The organism is Phreatobacter sp. GW821-FHT04C01, from assembly GCF_059420385.1.
On record NZ_JBWKTP010000013.1, the window covers coordinates 1 to 17,329 of the forward strand.

The following is a 17,329-nucleotide window of genomic DNA, read 5'->3' on the forward strand; positions in this document are numbered from 1 at the left end:
TGGCCCTCGGCGATGACGCGGCGCTGCTCGTCCTCGTGCAGCAGGGCGGCCACGGCCGGCACGTAGAAGGTCGCGGGAACGCTGTATTTCTCCAGGATCTTCAGGATGCGCGGCACGCCGACCCGGGGCCCGTACTGGCCCCAGGCCATGCGGCCGATGGAATTGCCGCCGTCGCGCAGCTCATTGGTCTCGTGATCGGCGTCGAACGACAAAGCGAAGGCGCAGCGTGCGCCGCCCTGCCAGCGCTCCGGGCGGTAGCTGCGGCCGGCGCGGACCTGGCCGACCAGCTTGCGCCAATGCTCTTCCGGCCACTGCCAGGGTTCCATCTTGCCTTCGGTTGGATTGCTCATTGCAAAGAACTCCTTATTTGCCGCCGTCGACCGACAGGATCTGGCCATTGACGAAGCTCGCGAGGTCGGAGGCGAAGAACATCACCGCCTTGGCGATCTCGTCGGCCGTCCCCAGCCGCTTGAGCGCGACGCTCTCGACGATCTGGCGCTGTTTCTCCGGGCTGTAGCTCGCCCATTGCCGCTCGGTCGCCGGGTTGGTCCGGACGAAACCCGGGGCGACACTGTTGACCCGAATACCATAGGGCCCGAACTCGTGGGCCAATTGACGGGTGAGGCCGAGAAGCGCGTGCTTGGCGGAACAATAGGCCTGAACCCCGGTCAGCGAGGCCTGCAGCGCCGCGCCCGAGGTAATGGTCACGATGGCGCCGCGTCCGGCCTTTTTCATGGCCGGCGCCGCGGCCCGGCAGAGCGTGAAGGCCGAGCCGAGATTGATCTCGACGATCCGGTCCCAATCGGCGTCCTCGACCTCTTCGAGCGGCCGATTGCTCTGGCCGGCGACACCGCCGGCATTGGACACCAGCACGTCGATCGGCCCGCCGCTGCGCTGCTCGATCGAGCGGATCCAGGCGGCGCCGGCCTTCCGGTCGGTCAGGTCGACCCGGTCGGTGATCAGATCGGTCGAGGCGATCTCGGCCAGCGCGGCATCGTCGATGTCGCAACCATAGACCTTGGCGCCGGCGGCGACGAACCGCTGGCTGATGGCGCGACCGAAGCCGATGCCGGCGCCGCTGACCGCGACGGTCTTGCCGTGGAAATCCATGCTCATGCGCGCACCAGCTCATCGAGGTTGGCGTCGCTCATGGCGCGTGTCCCGTCCTCGATCTCGTGGATCGCCTGGACCAGCGCGGCGAGCTTCGGACAGGCAATGCCATGGCGGGCGCCGAGCGCCACCACGGGTGCGAGCTGGACATCGACCTCGGTGCGCCGCTTGCGCACGGCGAGATCGCGCCAGATGCCGGAATGGGTCTTGGCGTTCGGCCGGTTGAACGCCTCCATGGCGGCGACACTGGCGCGGGCCTGGGCCTCGGTCGAGCCGGGCTGGAACGCTGCCGGATCGAAGCCGTTGAAGCCTTTCGGCGTGACGCCCTCGGCCCGGGCGACGCTCAGCACCTCGGTGGCGAGCCCGCGCCAGAGCGGCAGGAGTTCCGGCCGGGCCAGGCAATCGGCGATGCCGAGCTGGCCGATGCCCTGCGCGAACAAGAGCGAGCCATAAGCGAGCTTGCCCCAGAGATAGGAGCCGATGTCGTCGGAGATGATCGCATCGGGCTCGAACAGCCGGACCTCGGCCAGAAGCGCGGTCAGGCGCTCGCTGCCGCGGCCGTCGATCTCGCCGACCACGAAGGCGGCGCGGTTGCCATAATGGATCTCGCCCGGCGCGATCCAGTCGGCGCCGAAATTGATGAAGGCGCCGACGGTACGCTCAGGTCCGACGACGCCCGCGATGATCGGTTCGCACAGGCCGTTCTGCAGCGACACGACAAAGCCGTCATCGGCCAGGTGGGGCAGCAGCGCCCGGGCCGCCGCCTCGGTATGATGGGCCTTCACGGCGAGATAGATCCGTTTCCACGTGCCCTTGAGCGTCTCGGGCGTGAAGGCCGGCGCGACCACGGTCATCGGATCGACCGGACCGGTGATGCGTAGGCCGCGCGCCGGATCGCGGATGGCTTCGACATGCTCGGCCACGATGTCGACAAAGGTCACGTCGCGGCCGGCACGGGCGAGCGTCGCGCCGAAAGTGCCGCCGATGGCGCCGGCACCCCAGATCAGGATCGGTTCTGACATTGCTTCACATTCCCTCGAGATATCAGCGCAGCCGCTCGTGGGCGGTTTCGCGGAAGCCCCAGATGACGATCGCCGAGACGATGCCGGCGGCGATCAGGTAATAGGTCGGCGAGATCGGCGATCCCGTGGCGCCGATCAGATAGGTCGCGATGAACGGCGCGAAACCGCCGAAGATCGCCACCGACAGGCTATAGCCGATCGACATCAGCGTGGTGCGCGAATGGGTCGGGAACAGCTCCGACAGCGCTGCAGGGCCCGCGCCCGAGAAGGCCGCGATGAACAGGTTGAAGACGATCTGGATCGCCACGATCGTCGTCAATGACGGCCCGGACAGGATCACCTGAAACAGCGGGTAGGGCAGGATGACGAAGGCCGCGCAGCAGGCGAGCAGCAGGGGCCTGCGGCCGATCCGATCCGACAGCCAGCCGAACAGCGGCGTGGTCGCGACCAGGATGACCAGGGCGATCGAATTGCCCCACAAGGCCTGGCTCTGGGTGACGCCGGCATGTTTCACCAGGAAGGTCGGCATGTAGTTGAGCATGATGTAATAGGAGACGGTCCAGATGATGGTGAAGCCGAAGGCCTTGGCCATCAGCGTCATCGGGCTGCCGAGGTCATGGGTCGTCTCCGGCGCCGTCTTCTGCGCCGCCACGAAAGCTGGCGTCTCCTCGATATTGCGCCGCATGTAGAAGCCGACCGGCACCAGCAGCCCGCCGAGCAGGAAGGGGATGCGCCAGGCCCAGTCGTTCATTTGCTGGGTGGTGACGAGGCCGGCGACGATCGCCACGACGACGCTGCCGAGCAGGCTGGCGCTGGCGATCGAGGCCTGGCCGATGCCGCCGAACAGGCCACGCCGGCCGGCGGGGGCGGATTCGATGATGAAGGCGGTGGCGCCGCCCCATTCACCGCCGGCGGCCAGCCCCTGGATCAGCCGCATCATCACCAGCAACACCGGCGCCATGATGCCGATCGTCTCGAAGGACGGCAGGATGCCGATGCCGACCGTGCCGACGGCCATGCCGAAAATGGTGATGAGCAGGGCGACCTTGCGCCCCTTCTTGTCGCCGATGCGGCCAATGATGGCGCCGCCGAGCGGGCGCGCCAGGAAGCCGACGCCGAAGGCGGCGAACGAGGCGAGCAGCCCGGCGACCTCGTTCTCGCTGGGGAAGAACTTCGTCGCGATAGTCGCCGCCAGGAAGGCGTAGACGACAAAGTCGTAATATTCCAGGACGTTGCCGATCGAGGCGGCCATCAATTGCCGGCGCCGGGTCGCCGGCGACATCGCGACGGGCCCGTCATGGGGCGCGATCGCCTCGGTCCTGGTCTGCATATTCATGGCGGATAGTCCCCTCGGTTTGTTTTGAAACTGTGCGCGGCGCTGGGCGGCAGGTGAGGGCTATTCGCCGTCCTGCATGGCCAGGCTCTGGGTGAGCGATTGCGCGGACCGCGCCAGCGCCTCGAGCACATCGGCGCGTTTGGCCTGGAAGCGGGTGGTGATGCAGCCGACATCGAGCGTCGCCAGGATGGCGCCGTCGGGCGCAAAGACCGGCGCGGCGATGCCGGTGCCGCCCAGCACATATTCTTCCTCGACGATCGCCAGGCTGTCGTCGCGGACCTGGCGAATGATGGCGCGCAGCGCATCGAGCCTGGTCACCGTCGACGGTGTCAGCTTCAGCCTGGGCGCCGCGTCGAGCATGGCGTCGCGGTTCTCCTCGGGCGAGAAGGCAACGAGAATGCGCCCCATGGCGGTGCAATAGAACGGCGAGGGCGAACCCAGGTCGACGTCGTAGCTGATCGCCTGGCGGGCCACGACCTTGGCCAGCACCTTGACCGCGCCGGCTTCCGCCGCGCCGAGCAGAACCGTCTCGCCGACCGCCTCGCAAAGGCGCTGCATGACCGGCTCGGCCAGGGCGATCAGCCGGGCGTAGCGGTGGCCACCCCAGCCGAAGCCATGACTCCGAAACGTTTCGTTCAGTTTGTAGCGGTCGTCCCGGTCACGCGTCACGTAGCCGCGCACCAGCAAAGTGCGCAGCAGCATCAGCGTGCTGCTCTTGGGGAGGCCCAGCGCTTCCGAGGCCTCGCTCAGCGAGGCGCCCGCGGCCTGGCCCGCGAGATATTCCAGGACATCGAGAACCCGGGCGGCCGAGCGTACCGTGGCGGTCATATATGTGGCTCGTGTTCAGAATGCTGAACACGCTAGGTTGGCGGGCGAGGGGAGTCAATTGGCCGGGAGGGCCTGTGGAAAGGGCCGCCGGGCGAGGGGGCCGCGTCGATGCTGTCAGTGCGTTCCCGCTTTGAATTGATGGTCCGGCCCTTTGCAGACCCTCACCCGGCGCCTGACGGCGCCACCCTCTGGCGCGAGCGGGCGAGGGTTTGCGCGCGTTCACGGCAACGAAAAACAGCCGCCGCGGCTTGCGCCGCGGCGGCTGTCCTTGGTCAAACGTGACGCGGCTGCCTGGTTAGAAATTGACCTTGTCGCCGCCCTTCAGCGCCAGGATCTCGCGCGCTTCGTCCGGGCTTGCCACTTCGAGGCCGAGGCCTTCGATGATCTGGCGCACCTTGGTGACCTGGGCGGCGTTCGACTCGGCGAGCTTGCCGGGGCCGATCCACAGCGAATCCTCCAGGCCGACGCGGACATTGGCGCCCATGGCGAGCGACATGGCGGCGATCGGCATCTGGTTGCGGCCGGCGCCCAGCACCGACCAGTGATACTGGTCGCCGAACAGCCGGTCGGCGGTGCGCTTCATCATCACCACGTCTTCGTAATGCGGACCGATGCCGCCGAGGATGCCGAACACCGACTGCACGAAGAACGGCGGCTTGATGATGCCGCGGTCGGCGAAATGCCGGAGCGTGTAGAGATGGCCGATATCGTAGCACTCGACCTCGAAGCGGGTGCCGTTATCGGCGCAGGTCTTCAGGATATATTCGATATCGGCGAGCGTGTTCTTGAACATGCCGGCGCGCGAGCCTTCGAGATAGGCCCTTTCCCAGTCGTGCTTGAAGTCCTTGAAGCGCTCCAGCATCGGATAGAGGCCGAAATTCATCGTGCCCATGTTGAGGCTGGCGACCTCGGGGGCATAGGTTGCCGCCGGCTTGACGCGTTCCTCGACCGTCATGGTCATGGCGCCGCCGGTGGTGATGTTGACCACCACGTTGGAGGCCTGCTTGATCACCCCAAGGAACGGCGCATAGGCCTCCAGGCTCTGGTCGGGCCGGCCGTCCTTCGGGTCGCGCGCATGCAGGTGGACGATGGAGGCGCCGGCCTTGGCGGCGCCGAGCGCCGCATCGGCGATTTCCTGGCCCGTCACCGGCAGGTGCGGCGACATGCTCGGCGTGTGGATCGAGCCCGTGATGGCACAGGTAATGATGACTTTTTTCGACTTCGCCATGAGCGCGCTCCAATGCGTGGTTTAATCAGACAGGTTTCTTTTTGGCCGCGCGCTTATGCGCCTTGAGCGCGGCCAGCCGTCCGTCGCGCCAGCGCGAAAGACGCGCGATGCGCTCAGGCGATTGTTCGCCGGTCCATTCCGCCATGATGGCCTTTGCATTGCGTTGGGAAAAGGCGTCGCGGCCGGTGAGCCGCCCCAGATTTTCCGCATAGCGATTGTTGTAGTCGGGGATTCCCGCCGGCGCATTGAGTTCTATCGTCTCGAACGGCCCCATGAAAGCCCAGCGCAGGCCGAGCCCGTCGCGGATCGTCTTGTCGAGATCCTCGGGGCTGACGATGCCGTCGCCGACCAGTTGATAGGCCTCGGCCAGCAGCACCGCCTGCAGGCGGTTGAGCACGAAGCCGTCGATCTCCTTCTTTACGATGATCGGCACCTGGCCGACCTTCTCGTAGATCCTGCGGGCTTTCTCGACCACTTTGGGGTCGGTCCAGGGCGCCGGGCAGAGCTCGACGATCGGCACCAGGTGCGGCGGATTGACCGGGTGGGCCACCAGGACGCGGGCGCGGTGCTTCAACTCCTTGGCCCAGAGCGAAGCGACCAGCACCGAGGTGGAGGACGCGACGATCGCCGAGGCCGGCGCCAGCCGGTCGATCTCGCCATGGATCTGCTTCTTGGCGGGAATGTTTTCCGGGCCGCTCTCCTGGACGAAGGCGACCCCCTCGAGCGCACCGGCAAGGTCCTCGGCGACCACCAGATTGGCGGCCGAGCCCTTGGCGTCGTCGACCAGGCCAAGTTCCGCCAACTCCTTGAGGTTCTTGGCGATATGGCCCTTGGCGGCCTTGGCGGCACCAGGGGCCGGATCATAAAGCGCGGTGGTCCAACCGTGGCTAGCGAAGACGGTGGCCCAGGCGCGCCCGATCAGGCCCGATCCGACAATGGCGACTTTCGGCATCAGTTTCCCCGATTCATGAAGGCAGAGATCATTGGATAGGCACGGATCGTCTTGGCCGGGCTTGGCCCTGAGATCCGCGACGTCGGAGCAGTCCGTGAATTCGTGGATGCCCGGGACAAGCCCGGGCAAGACGAGGGGGTGCGAGCAAAAGAAGGTGGCCAGGCCGGCATCGCTTCGCGCTCTCCGCCGCGTCTTGGCCGGGCTTGTCCCGGCCATCCACGAATTGCAGCCAGGACGAATTGCTGCGCATGGGGCCGCCTCATAGCCACAGCACCTTCCGCCGCAGCTCCTGGTCCTCGCGCAGGCTCTTCGAGGCGCCGGTCCAGGTCACAGCGCCGCGCTCGAGCGCAACGGTCCGGTCGGACAGCGCCAGGGCGAGGTCGAGATGGTGGTCGACAATGATGATCGCGACCTCGTGGCGCAGCTTGTCGAAAGCCTCGAACAGCTCTTCCGTGATGGCCGGCGACAGGCCCTCGAACGGCTCGTCGAGCAGCAGCACGCGGGTGTCGCCGACCAGCGCGCGGGCGACCGCCACCATTTGCTGCTCGCCGCCGGACAGGAAATCCGCCGGCGTGGTCCAGCGCTCCCTCAAGCGCGGGAAGAAGCTGAGCACCCGCTCTTCGTCCCAATGCCGGCCGGCGCCGGTCAGCCGCTTCAGGCGGCCGAGCATCAAATTGTCCTTCACCGACATTCCCGCGAACAGGCCACGGCCCTGCGGCACGTAACCGACGCCGCGCCGGGCGATCCGGTCGGACGTCAGTCCGGCCAGCGGCTCGCCTGACAGCGTGATCGTGCCGGAGGCCGGCGGCGCGATGCCGGTAATGGTCTTCAGGAGCGTCGACTTGCCGGCGCCGTTGCGGCCGAGCAGCGCGATGATCTCGCCCTCGGCGATGTCGATCGAGACGTCGTTGAGGATATGGCTCTTGCCGTAGAAGGTGTTGACCTCGCGCATGGCGAGGAGCGGCGTGTCGGTCGCCGCCGAAACGCGCTCCTTCGCCGTGATGGCATGGGTGCCCGAGCCGAGATAGACCGCCTGGACCCGCTCGCTGGACCGTGCCTGTTCCACCGTGCCGTCGATCAGCACCTCGCCGTCGTTCATGACCGTGACGTGGTCGGCGATCTGGAAGACGCGGTCGATGTCATGCTCGACCAGCAGCACGGGGATGTCGGCCGAGATGGTCTTGATGATGTCGCCGACGCGCCGGCGCTCGGCGGCCGCCAGGCCCGCCAGCGGCTCGTCGAGCAGCAGGATGCGCGGCCGGGTGGCGAGCGCCAGCGCCATGTCGACCAGGCGCTGGCCGCCATAGGACAGCGAGCCGGCCTCGGCCTGCTCGATGCCGGCAAGGCCGAGATAACGCATCAAGGTGGTGGTGTCGGCGGCAACGCCCGATAGCGCACTCGCCCGGGTCCAGACGCCGAACCGGCAGGAATGGCGCGCCTGCACCGCGAGCCGGACATTTTCCTGGATGCTCAGGCCGGCGAACAGATTGGTGATCTGGAACGAGCGGCCGATGCCGGCGGCGGTGATCGCCTGGGGGCTGAGGCCGCTGACCAGGCGGCCGTCGAGCATCACGCTGCCCTTGTCGGGCGGGAACAGGCCGGAGATCAGGTTGAAGGCGGTGGTCTTGCCGGCGCCGTTCGGCCCGATCAGGGCGTGCAATGTCCGGTCCGTGACGGTGAAGTCGACGCCGCGCACGGCCCTGATGCCGCCGAAACTCTTCACCACGCCGCTGACCTGCAGCACCGGCCCGCGGCCGCTGCCTTCATGGACGAATTCGGGCGGCACCGGACCGACCGCCTCGACGCGCCGCGCCGCCATGGCGGCATCGGTTTCGATCCGCTTGCGGAACGGCGCCATCAGGCGTTCGGCGACGCCGACCAGGCCGGTCGGCGAGAACACGATGAAGCCGACGAACATCAGGCCGAAAAACAACAGCCAGCTCGACGTGAACAGCGACAGATATTCGCGCGACAGCATGAAGAACAGCGCGCCGAGCGCTGGCCCCAGGAAGCTGCGCATGCCGCCGATCACCACCATGGCCAGCAATTCGCCGGAGAACTGGATGGCGACCGGGTCGGCCGAGGTGAAGCGGTGGTGGAAGGCCGAGAGCACGCCGGCAAAGCCGGTCAGCGTCGCCGAGACGGTGAAGGCGATCAGCTTGTAGCGGTCGGTGTCGTAGCCGACGAACTGGGCGCGGGTCTCGTTTTCGCGGATGGCCACCAGCACGCTGCCGACCGGCGCGTTGTGGAAGCGTTGCAGCAGCAGCACGACCGCGAAGCCGAGCAGGGCGACCAGGCCGTAGAAGGTCCAGCCGTTGTTGAAGTCGAGCAGGCCGTAATTCGGCCTGACGACACCGCCAATGCCGTTCTCGCCGCCGGTCAGCTCGGTCCAGCGGAACGACACGGTGTACATGACAGCGGTCAGCGCCAGCGTCAGCAGCGAGAAATAGACCCCGCGCCGGCGCAAGATTAACAGGCCGGCGAGCGCCGACACGACAGCGACGAAGACGAGCGCGAACAGAATGGGAAATACGAACTGTCCCTGGGCGAAATGGCGCTGGGCCAGCACCGCCGCATAGGCGCCCATGCCGAAAAAGGCGCCGTGGCCGAAGGAGACGAGGCCGGTATGGCCGACCAGGATGTTCAGCGCCATGGCGGCGATGGCGTAGATCACCACATCGGTGGCCGACGTCAGGGTCAGGCCGATGGCGAGCATGGCGAAGGGCAGGGCGAGGAGGGCCGCCGCCGCGGCGAGAAGGGAGCGGTTTTCAGAAGCCATCATGTCACTCGAACTTCTGGATGCGTTCGCCGAACAGGCCGCGCGGGCGCAGCAGCAAGACGAGCACCATGAGCAGGTAGACGGAGGCTTCCGTCGCGGCGGGATAGAAATGGGCGGCGACGCCACGGGTGACGCCGACAATGGCGGCGGCCGCCACCACGCCCCAGAACGAGCCGAGCCCGCCAATCACCACCACCACGAAGGCGAAGGTGATGATCTCCTGGCCCATGGCCGGATGGACGCCGGCGATCGGCGCGACCAGCACGCCGGCGAGCGCCGCCAGGCCGACGCCGATCATCACAACGGCTGTCATGTAGGGTTTGAGCGAAATGCCGAGCGCGCCGACCATGTCGGGGTTCTGCACCCCGGCCCGCACCACCTTGCCGAAGGCGGTGCGCGAGAGCAGCAGCCAGAGGCCGAGCACGCAGGCCGCGGCGATCCCCAGGATCATCAGCCGGTAGCGCGAATAGACGAAGTCGCCGATGAACACCTGGCCGCGCAGCGCCTGCGGGATCGAGAACGGCACGGGTGCCGCGCCATAGATGATGCGCAGGCTCTGCTCGGCGACCATGGCGAGCCCGAAGGTCAGCAGCAGTCCGAGGATCGGGTCGCCGGTATAGAAGCGGCGCAGCAGGAAACGCTCGACCACCATGCCGATCAGCGCCACCAGCAAGGGCGAGGCGACCATGGCGCCGCCGAAGCCGATCTGCGGCGCCAGCGTCACCGCCAGATAGGCGCCGATCGCATAGAAGGCGCCATGCGCCAGGTTCACGATGCCTCCGAGCGAGAAGATCATCGAGAGGCCGAGCGCGATCATCACGTAATAGGCGCCGTTCTGGAGCCCGTTGAGGATCTGCGACAGGAGCGGGATGAAATCGATCACGAGGGCCTCTAGGGTTCCGTCGCAGTGACTATGGTTCTTTGAATGGACAGATCAGGCGACGTTTTCTCAGGCATTTCGATAGTGAAGGAGCGAATTCGTGGATGGCCGGGACAAGCCCGGCCAAGACGGAGCGAGCACGACGACGACGGCTTGGCACCGCTCCTCCGTGCTCGCCGCACTTCGTCTTGCCCGGGCTTGTCCCGGGCATCCACGCCTTCATCCGCTCACGACGATTGCGGTGCGGCAGAACGAGGCCATCTGGCGGCACGAGCCTGGACGGACGCGCGTGCTTCCACCCGGACGACGTCGTCAGCGCCGGCTCACGCCTTGAACATGCACTGGTTCTCATCCGCCGTGGCGGCGATGGCCTCCAGGCTCTCGTCCGGGCCGGGCACCGGCGGCGACGAGGTGAAGATGTCCCACTGGTTCTTCACCTGGGCCTGGGGCAGGGCGGTGATTGCATACATCTCCATCATCATCTGATGGTCGCTGGCGCGGAAATAGCCCTCGCGGGTTTTCAGCAGGTCGAATTTCGCGCCCTTCTCGAAATGCTCGACGATCTTGGCGGCTTCGGTCGTCTTGGTCTCGGCCATCGCCTGGGCCACCACCTTCAGCGAGCAATAGTCGCCCCAGGCCTGGTTTTCCGGCGGCCGCTTCCAGCGCGTGTTGAAGGCCTGGACGAACTTCTTGGTATTGGGCGTGTCGATCAGGTGATGCCAGACCACCGGCCAGATGCCGCCGAAATTGCCGGGGCCGGCCCCCCAGGCGAGCGCGGTGTCGAAACCGAAGCCGGCGACCGGGAAGCTCAGGCCGAACTCAGCATATTGCTTGAGGAAATTGGTGATCTGGGTGCCGGCGAGGTTGAGGATCACCACGTCGGGGCGCGCGGTGCGGATCTTCAGGAGGAAGGGCGAGAAATCCGCGAGATCGGTCGGGATCAGGTCGTCGCCGGCATGGTTGCCGCCATTCTCGCCCATATAGCGCTTGGCGACCCGCAGGAGGTCATGGCCGAAGGCATAGTCGGCGGTCAGCGAATACCATTTCTTGCCCCTGACCAGGCCGTCGCGCACCAGCGAGCGGCCGACGGCCTTCACATACATCGAGTTCTGCGCCTCGATATGGAACATGAAGCGCTGACAGTCGGACCCCCGCAGCGCATCGGAATTGGCGCCGGTATTGATGAACAGCACCTTCTCGCGCTGCACCACCTGGCCGATGGCCAGCGCCGAGGCCGAGGAGATCTCGCCGAGCAGGGCCGCGACCTTGTCGCGCTGGATCAGCCGCTCGGCCTTGGCCGAGGCCTGCTGCGGGTTCGGGCTGTCGTCCAGGATCAGCTCGATCTTGCGGCCCATCACGCCGCCGCCGGCATTGATCTCGTCGGCGGCCAGCTGCACGGCCTGCACCGCATATTCGCCGAGCGGCCCGAGAAATCCGGTGCGCGGCGTGATATGGCCGATCTTGATGGCTTCGGCCTGGGCGTGGCTGATCGCCGGCGCGCCGATCAAGCCGAGGGCGGCGGCCCCGGCGGAGGTCTTCAGAAGTTTGCGACGCGAAAGGCTCAGGTCGATCGGCATGGATCGTCTCCTCGGTTTAACCTGCCCAATTCTCCCGGCGGACCCGTTGCCCGGGCCTCGCCGACGGCCGCTCGTTCGGCTTGCCGTGATCTGTGATCACAGTTATGGTTTCGCAATTGGCACGCTTTGTCCAGCCCCTAAAGCGACATCATGAGCGCGGTTGAAGCCCTCACCACCATTGGCCCGATCGAACGGCAGACGCTCGGCGATCAGGTCTATGGCCATATGCGCGAACTGCTCATGTCCGGGCGCCTGGCGCCGGGCGAGAAGCTGTCCCTGCGCGCCACCGCCGAGGCGCTCGGCGTCAGCATGATGCCGGTGCGGGAAGCGGTGAGCCGGCTGGTCGCCGACCGGGCGCTCGAAGTGGCTCCGAACCGCGCGGTGCGTGTGCCGATCATGTCGGTGGAGCAGTTTCGCGAGCTGTCGGCGGTGCGCATCGAGATCGAGGGCTTTGCCGCCGAGCGCGCGGCGATGGCCGCGACCGAGGCGGATCTCGCCAGGATCGAGGCCGCCGAGACGGCCTTCCGCACGCTGAGCCGCGAGATCGATCCCGACCTGCCCGATGCGGTCGGCTTCAACAAGGCGTTCCATTTCGCGGTCTATGCCGCCAGCGGCCTGCCGACCCTGATCGAGATCGTCGGCGGCCTCTGGCTGAAGGCCGGGCCGGTGATCAATCTCGACCTCAGGGCCAATCCGGAACGCTTCAACACCGGCGGCGCGGTCCGTTTCCACGCCGATGCGGCGGCGGCGATCCGGGCCGGCGACGGCGCGGCGGCACGCGCGGCGATCGCCGGCGACATCAAGGGCGCGTCGGAATTCATCATCGCGCGCGGCGGCCTCGCCAAGGCCGGCGCGGGTAGCCCGGCCGCGGCCATGGCCGCCGGGTTTTCCGACCCACACACCGCATAAGGAGACGGTCCATGGACATGGGCATCAAGGGTTTGCGCGTCCTGGTGACGGCGGGCGCCAACGGCATCGGCCGCGAGATCGCCCGCGCCTTCGTCGAGGAGGGCGCGCGCGTCCATGTCTGCGACGTCGACGCGGAAGCGATCGCGGCCCTGGCGAAATCCGATCCGGTCGTCTCGGCGAGCCTTTGCGACATTGCCGACCGCGGCCAGGTCGCCGGCCTGTTCGAAACCGCCGTCGCCAAATTGGGCGGACTTGATGTCCTCGTGAACAATGCCGGCATTGCCGGGCCGACCGGCCGGGTCGAGGAGATCAATCCGGAGGACTGGGATCGCTGCCTGGAGGTTTGCATCACCGGCCAGTTCAACTGCGTCCGGCTGGCCGTGCCGCATCTGAAACAGAGCGCCAACGCCTCGATCGTCAACCTGTCTTCCGCAGCCGGCCGGCTGGGCTTTGCCCTGCGCACGCCTTATGCGGCGGCGAAATGGGCGGTGGTTGGCTTCACCAAGTCGCTGTCGATCGAGCTCGGCGAGTTCGGCATTCGGGTCAATGCCATCCTGCCGGGCCTGGTCGAGGGTGATCGCATCCGCCGGGTGTTCGAGGCGAAGGCCCAGGCCAAGGGTGTCTCGCGGCAGGAGATCGAGGACCAGGCGCTGGCCTATACCGCGCTGAAGACCATGGTGACGCCGCGCCAGCTCGCCGACCAGATCGTGTTCTGCGCCTCGCCGCGCGGCAAGACCATTTCCGGCCAGGCCCTGTCGATCTGCGGCGATACGCTGATGCTGAGCTGATCGGGACGTGGAACGGGGCAGGGCGGCCGTGACAAGCAGGCCGCCTGCGGGCGAGAGTGCCGCGTCCCGCCCGCAGCCAGCGAATCATCCTTGACCGTCATCGCCCATCTCTCGGACCTGCATCTGGGGCCGGTGCCCTTTCCGGCGGCCTGGCCCTGGCGCCTGAAACCCGTGCTCGGCTGGATCAACTGGGCGCGCCAACCGGGGGCCCATGACGTCGGGCTGTTCGAACGCATGGCGAGCGCGGTGCGGGCGGCCAGGCCGGATCATGTCGTCGTGTCGGGCGACCTGATCGAGCTTGGCCTCGTGCGGGAATGGCAGGCCGCGCGCGCAGCCCTCGGCCGCCTCGGTACGCCGGCCGAGGTCTCCTGGGCGCCCGGCAACCACGACCTCTACACCACCGACGTGCCGGCCCGGATCCGCGAGAGCCTGGCGGACTGGCTGGCACCGGCCGCCTCCACCGGCGACATCCGGGATCACTTTCCGCGTCTCGACCTGGCCGGCCATGTCGCCCTGATCACGCTCTGCTCGGGCACGCCCACCTGGCTGTTTTCCGCCGAAGGCGAATTGGGCACCACGCAGCGCGGCCGGCTCGCGGCCATGCTGGAAGGGCTCGATCGCGGCCGCGTCCTGCCGGTCATCGCCATTCATCATCCGCCGGTCGCGCCCGGCCTGTCGCGCCTGAAGCGGCTGCGCGACGCGCAGGCGCTGCTCGACATCCTCGCCCGCCATCGCTGTCCGCTGGTGCTGCATGGCCACCTGCACAAGGCCTGCTGCCAGGACTGGAGCCGGGACGGCCACCGGATCGCGGTGATCGGCGCGGCCTCCGCCTCCGCCACCGGCCGTCACGGCGACGATCCGGCCTCGTTCAATCTCATCACCGTCGCCCCGGGCGACGGCGGCTTCGACTGGCAGGTGGAGACCCGCCCTGTCGCCTGATGATGCACAGGCCCCATGCGATTTACCGGTTGGCTTCGGCCGGCCTTGATGTCTTTGATGCCAGCCCTTGTTCCGGAGCCCTATCGATGTCTGCCTCTGCCCTTGCGCCCGCCCTGCTCGAAGCCCTGAAGGCGCTGCTCGGCAACCGTGTCTCGACATCGGAATCCGATCGGGCCCAGCACGGCCGCGACGAGTCCTATCATACGCCGCAACTTCCCGACGCGGTCTGCCGGCCCGAGAGCACGGAAGAGGTCGCGGCCATCGTCAAGCTCTGCGCCGCGAACAAGACGCCGATCGTCGCCTATGGCGCCGGCTCCTCGCTCGAGGGCGCGCTGATCCCGCTCAAGGGCGGCGTTTCCATCGACCTCACCGGCATGAATCAGATTCTGAGCGTCCGGCCGGAAGATCTTGATGCCACGGTGCAAGCCGGCGTCACGCGCAAGCAGTTGAATGCCCATTTGCGCGATACCGGCCTGTTCTTCCCGATCGATCCCGGGGCCGACGCCACGATCGGCGGCATGTCGGCGACGCGCGCCTCCGGCACCAATGCGGTGCGCTATGGCACGATGCGTGAAAATGTCGTCAGCCTCACCGTGGTGCTCGCCGACGGGCGGGTGATCAGGACCCGCTCACGGGCCAAGAAGTCCTCGGCCGGTTACGACCTGACCGGCATTTTCGTCGGCTCGGAAGGCACGCTCGGCATCATCACCGAGGTCACCGTCCGGCTCTACGGCATTCCCGAGGTGATGGCGGCGGCGATCTGCGCCTTCCCGACGGTGGAAGCGGCCATCGACACGGTGATCCAGACCATCCAGATGGGCCTGCCGATCTCGCGCATGGAACTGCTCGACGACCGCGCCATTGAGGCGGTGAACAATTATTCCAAGCTCGACCTGCCCATGGCGCCGACCCTGTTCTTCGAATTCGCCGGCAGCCAGTCGAGCGTCGAGGAACAGGCGGCCATCGTCGAGGACCTGGCGCGCGGCGAGGGCGCTTCCAGCTGGCGCTGGTCGACCGATGCCGACGAGCGCGGCAAGCTCTGGCAGGCCCGCCACGACATTCACTGGGCGCTGCGCGCCATCCGTCCCGGCACCCGCGGCTGGGGCACCGATGTCTGCGTGCCGATCTCGGCGCTCGCCCAGGTCATCCGCGAGACCCGCGAGCATTGCGCCCAGGCGCCGTTCTTCGTCGCCATGGTCGGCCATGTCGGCGACGGCAATTTCCACCTGAGCATGCAGCTCGACCGCGACGACCCCGCCGAGCTCGCGCTGGCCAGCGCCATCAACGACCGGATGGTGGCTCTCGCCCTGAAGCTCGGCGGCACCTGCACCGGCGAGCACGGCGTCGGCATCGGCAAGATGAAGTTCATGCGCGCCGAGCACGGCGACGCCATCGACGTGATGCACCTGATCAAGAACGCGCTCGACCCGGACGGTATTTTCAATCCGGGCAAGGTGCTGCCGCCGCCGAAGGCGGCGTGAGGGGCGGGCGAATAGTGAGTGGCGAATAGCGAATGGGGATGATGCCGGGCCGTCAGCGCATCAACCCTCTCTCGCAAGCGGGCGAGGGTTTACGCGCACGGAGCGTTTCGCTTCATCCCCATTCGCCATTCGCCATTCGCCATTCGCTATTCGCTATTCGCTATTCCACCGCAGCCGGGCTGCGCGCCGCGGCCCACCAGGCGGCGAGCGCCTCCGGCCGGCAGGCGAGCTTCTCGTCCAGCCCGCCGGCATAGACGTCCCAGGCTCCGGCGAAGCGGCGGGGCACGCCGATGATGAGCGGGCGGCCGGAGGCGACCGCCTCGCCGATCTCGGCGACCAGGCCATGGCCCTCGCTCTCCATCCGGCCGAACTTGTTGATCACCACCAGGCCGACCGGCTTTTCCAGCGCGGCCTTCAGCGCGCCGGCGGCTTCCGCGAGCCCGGTCGGATCCAGCCTGCAGCTGTCGACGCTGCCGGTGCCGAGGTCCTGGCAGATATTGATGAGCCGGCCAGTGTCCAGGTCTTCCAGCTCCATGTCCATGTCGGCGCAGGAGGCGTCGCGGCCGTTGATCTGGACGAGGCCCGCCACCGCCACGCCCTGGGCCGCCAGGCCATGGGCGAAGTCGGCGAGCATCTGGTCGCAATCGTCATCCGGGCCGTAGATCACGGCGGCGAGCATGGACATGGCGCGGTTCCGATCGCTTCTGTGGCCGCCAGCTTGGCGATGGCGCGGCCGGCAGTCAAAGGCTCGACGATGGTTTCAGGCTTTCTTGCGGATCCGGAAGACCAGCGCGGCCGCGTCCCTTTCCTGCGCCTCGAGGCTGTCGCCGGTCTCGCGCACGAGGTTGGGGATGTCGATCGCCGCCATCGGGTCGGTGCAGGTCACGACCAGCACGCTGCCGGCGGCGACGCGGGTCAGCGCCTTGCGGGTCTTCAGGGCGGGCAGCGGGCATTTCAGCCCGCGCAGGTCGAGCGCCGTCTCGGTCATGCTTTCGGTCATGCCGCGGCCCTGCTGCCGGCGGTTGCCGGTCCGGCGGCGGTGGCTTCGCCCGCCGCGGCCGGCGCGCAGCGCCCCATCGCGGCGAGGTTGGCGTCGCCCCAGGTCTTCAGCGCGCTGATCACCGGATCGAGGCTGCGGCCGAGCTCGGAGAGCGAATATTCCACCCGCGGCGGCACCTCGGCGAAGACCTTGCGCAAGACCAGGCCGTCGGCCTCCAGCTCGCGCAGCTGATTGGTCAGCATGCGCTGGGTCACCCGCGGAACCTTCCGGCGGATCTCATTAAAACGTAACGTTCCGTTCAGGAGGTGGAACAGGACCACGCCCTTCCATTTGCCGTCGATCAGGTCGAGCACTCCCTCGACCGGGCAGCCCGGCCATTGCTCGAGCTTCTTGCGGTGGCGCGTATAGGCCATGACGGTATCCTTTTCGACACTATATGCGTTTTATGTGCGTTCTTGCGAGCTTGCAAGCTATGCCGCATCTGGTCTCCAGCACAACAG

General features: G+C 67.3%; 16 protein-coding genes and 1 pseudogene. 4 read left to right on the top strand and 13 right to left on the bottom strand.

The window, feature by feature from the left end:
- From AC07WJ_RS32905 to AC07WJ_RS32950, 10 genes and pseudogenes are all read right to left on the bottom strand, one after another.
- A pseudogene (locus AC07WJ_RS32905) lies at positions 1 to 350 on the bottom strand (polysaccharide deacetylase family protein); the annotation flags it as partial.
- A gap of 13 nt (positions 351 to 363) precedes the next feature.
- Positions 364 to 1,116 carry an SDR family NAD(P)-dependent oxidoreductase gene (locus AC07WJ_RS32910; protein ID WP_494938951.1) on the bottom strand — a complete coding sequence of 251 codons (753 nt, stop codon included), beginning with the start codon at positions 1,114 to 1,116 and terminating at the stop codon, positions 364 to 366.
- Entirely contained in the window at positions 1,113 to 2,132 is a 1,020-nt protein-coding gene (locus tag AC07WJ_RS32915) for a ketopantoate reductase family protein (RefSeq protein ID WP_494938952.1), read from the bottom strand. The genes AC07WJ_RS32910 and AC07WJ_RS32915 overlap by 4 nt, the downstream gene beginning before the upstream one ends.
- Positions 2,133 to 2,154: 22 nt before the next feature.
- Positions 2,155 to 3,468, bottom strand: coding sequence for an MFS transporter (locus AC07WJ_RS32920; protein WP_494938953.1), 1,314 nt, complete (start codon positions 3,466 to 3,468; stop codon positions 2,155 to 2,157).
- A gap of 60 nt (positions 3,469 to 3,528) precedes the next feature.
- Positions 3,529 to 4,296: an IclR family transcriptional regulator gene (locus tag AC07WJ_RS32925; protein WP_494938954.1), complete on the bottom strand. Its 768-nt coding sequence runs from the start codon at positions 4,294 to 4,296 to the stop codon at positions 3,529 to 3,531.
- A 295-nt stretch (positions 4,297 to 4,591) separates the two neighbouring features.
- Positions 4,592 to 5,524 carry a 3,5-dioxohexanoate:acetyl-CoA acetone transferase gene (kce, locus tag AC07WJ_RS32930; protein ID WP_494938955.1) on the bottom strand — a complete coding sequence of 311 codons (933 nt, stop codon included), beginning with the start codon at positions 5,522 to 5,524 and terminating at the stop codon, positions 4,592 to 4,594.
- Positions 5,525 to 5,549: 25 nt separating this feature from the next.
- On the bottom strand, positions 5,550 to 6,476 hold the full coding sequence (locus AC07WJ_RS32935) for a 3-hydroxyacyl-CoA dehydrogenase (protein WP_494938956.1): 927 nt from the start codon (positions 6,474 to 6,476) through the stop codon (positions 5,550 to 5,552).
- Between the two features lie 259 nt (positions 6,477 to 6,735).
- Positions 6,736 to 9,258: a branched-chain amino acid ABC transporter ATP-binding protein/permease gene (locus AC07WJ_RS32940; protein WP_494938957.1), complete on the bottom strand. Its 2,523-nt coding sequence runs from the start codon at positions 9,256 to 9,258 to the stop codon at positions 6,736 to 6,738.
- A gap of 1 nt (position 9,259) precedes the next feature.
- Positions 9,260 to 10,135 (bottom strand): branched-chain amino acid ABC transporter permease, encoded by an 876-nt coding sequence (locus AC07WJ_RS32945; protein WP_494939111.1) that lies wholly within the window; start codon positions 10,133 to 10,135, stop codon positions 9,260 to 9,262.
- A 323-nt stretch (positions 10,136 to 10,458) separates the two neighbouring features.
- Positions 10,459 to 11,712: an ABC transporter substrate-binding protein gene (locus tag AC07WJ_RS32950; RefSeq protein WP_494938958.1), complete on the bottom strand. Its 1,254-nt coding sequence runs from the start codon at positions 11,710 to 11,712 to the stop codon at positions 10,459 to 10,461.
- A gap of 150 nt (positions 11,713 to 11,862) precedes the next feature.
- Here AC07WJ_RS32950 and AC07WJ_RS32955 point away from each other — a divergent pair, with 150 nt between their 5' ends.
- From AC07WJ_RS32955 to AC07WJ_RS32970, 4 genes are all read left to right on the top strand, one after another.
- Positions 11,863 to 12,621 (top strand): GntR family transcriptional regulator, encoded by a 759-nt coding sequence (locus AC07WJ_RS32955; protein ID WP_494938959.1) that lies wholly within the window; start codon positions 11,863 to 11,865, stop codon positions 12,619 to 12,621.
- Positions 12,622 to 12,632: 11 nt separating this feature from the next.
- Complete coding sequence (locus AC07WJ_RS32960) at positions 12,633 to 13,409, top strand: SDR family oxidoreductase (protein ID WP_494938960.1); 777 nt, start codon at positions 12,633 to 12,635, stop codon at positions 13,407 to 13,409.
- A gap of 90 nt (positions 13,410 to 13,499) precedes the next feature.
- Positions 13,500 to 14,348, top strand: a complete 849-nt coding sequence (locus AC07WJ_RS32965; RefSeq protein WP_494938961.1) for a metallophosphoesterase family protein — start codon at positions 13,500 to 13,502, stop codon at positions 14,346 to 14,348.
- 86 nt (positions 14,349 to 14,434) lie between these two features.
- Positions 14,435 to 15,829 carry an FAD-binding oxidoreductase gene (locus tag AC07WJ_RS32970; RefSeq protein ID WP_494938962.1) on the top strand — a complete coding sequence of 465 codons (1,395 nt, stop codon included), beginning with the start codon at positions 14,435 to 14,437 and terminating at the stop codon, positions 15,827 to 15,829.
- Positions 15,830 to 15,989: 160 nt separating this feature from the next.
- On the opposite strand, the gene AC07WJ_RS32975 is transcribed toward AC07WJ_RS32970, so the two are convergent.
- From AC07WJ_RS32975 to AC07WJ_RS32985, 3 genes are all read right to left on the bottom strand, one after another.
- Positions 15,990 to 16,514 (bottom strand): DUF2478 domain-containing protein, encoded by a 525-nt coding sequence (locus tag AC07WJ_RS32975; protein WP_494938963.1) that lies wholly within the window; start codon positions 16,512 to 16,514, stop codon positions 15,990 to 15,992.
- 75 nt (positions 16,515 to 16,589) lie between these two features.
- Positions 16,590 to 16,829: a sulfurtransferase TusA family protein gene (locus AC07WJ_RS32980; RefSeq protein ID WP_494938964.1), complete on the bottom strand. Its 240-nt coding sequence runs from the start codon at positions 16,827 to 16,829 to the stop codon at positions 16,590 to 16,592.
- Positions 16,826 to 17,242: a winged helix-turn-helix transcriptional regulator gene (locus AC07WJ_RS32985; protein WP_494938965.1), complete on the bottom strand. Its 417-nt coding sequence runs from the start codon at positions 17,240 to 17,242 to the stop codon at positions 16,826 to 16,828. The genes AC07WJ_RS32980 and AC07WJ_RS32985 overlap by 4 nt, the downstream gene beginning before the upstream one ends.
- Positions 17,243 to 17,329 lie beyond the last annotated feature (87 nt).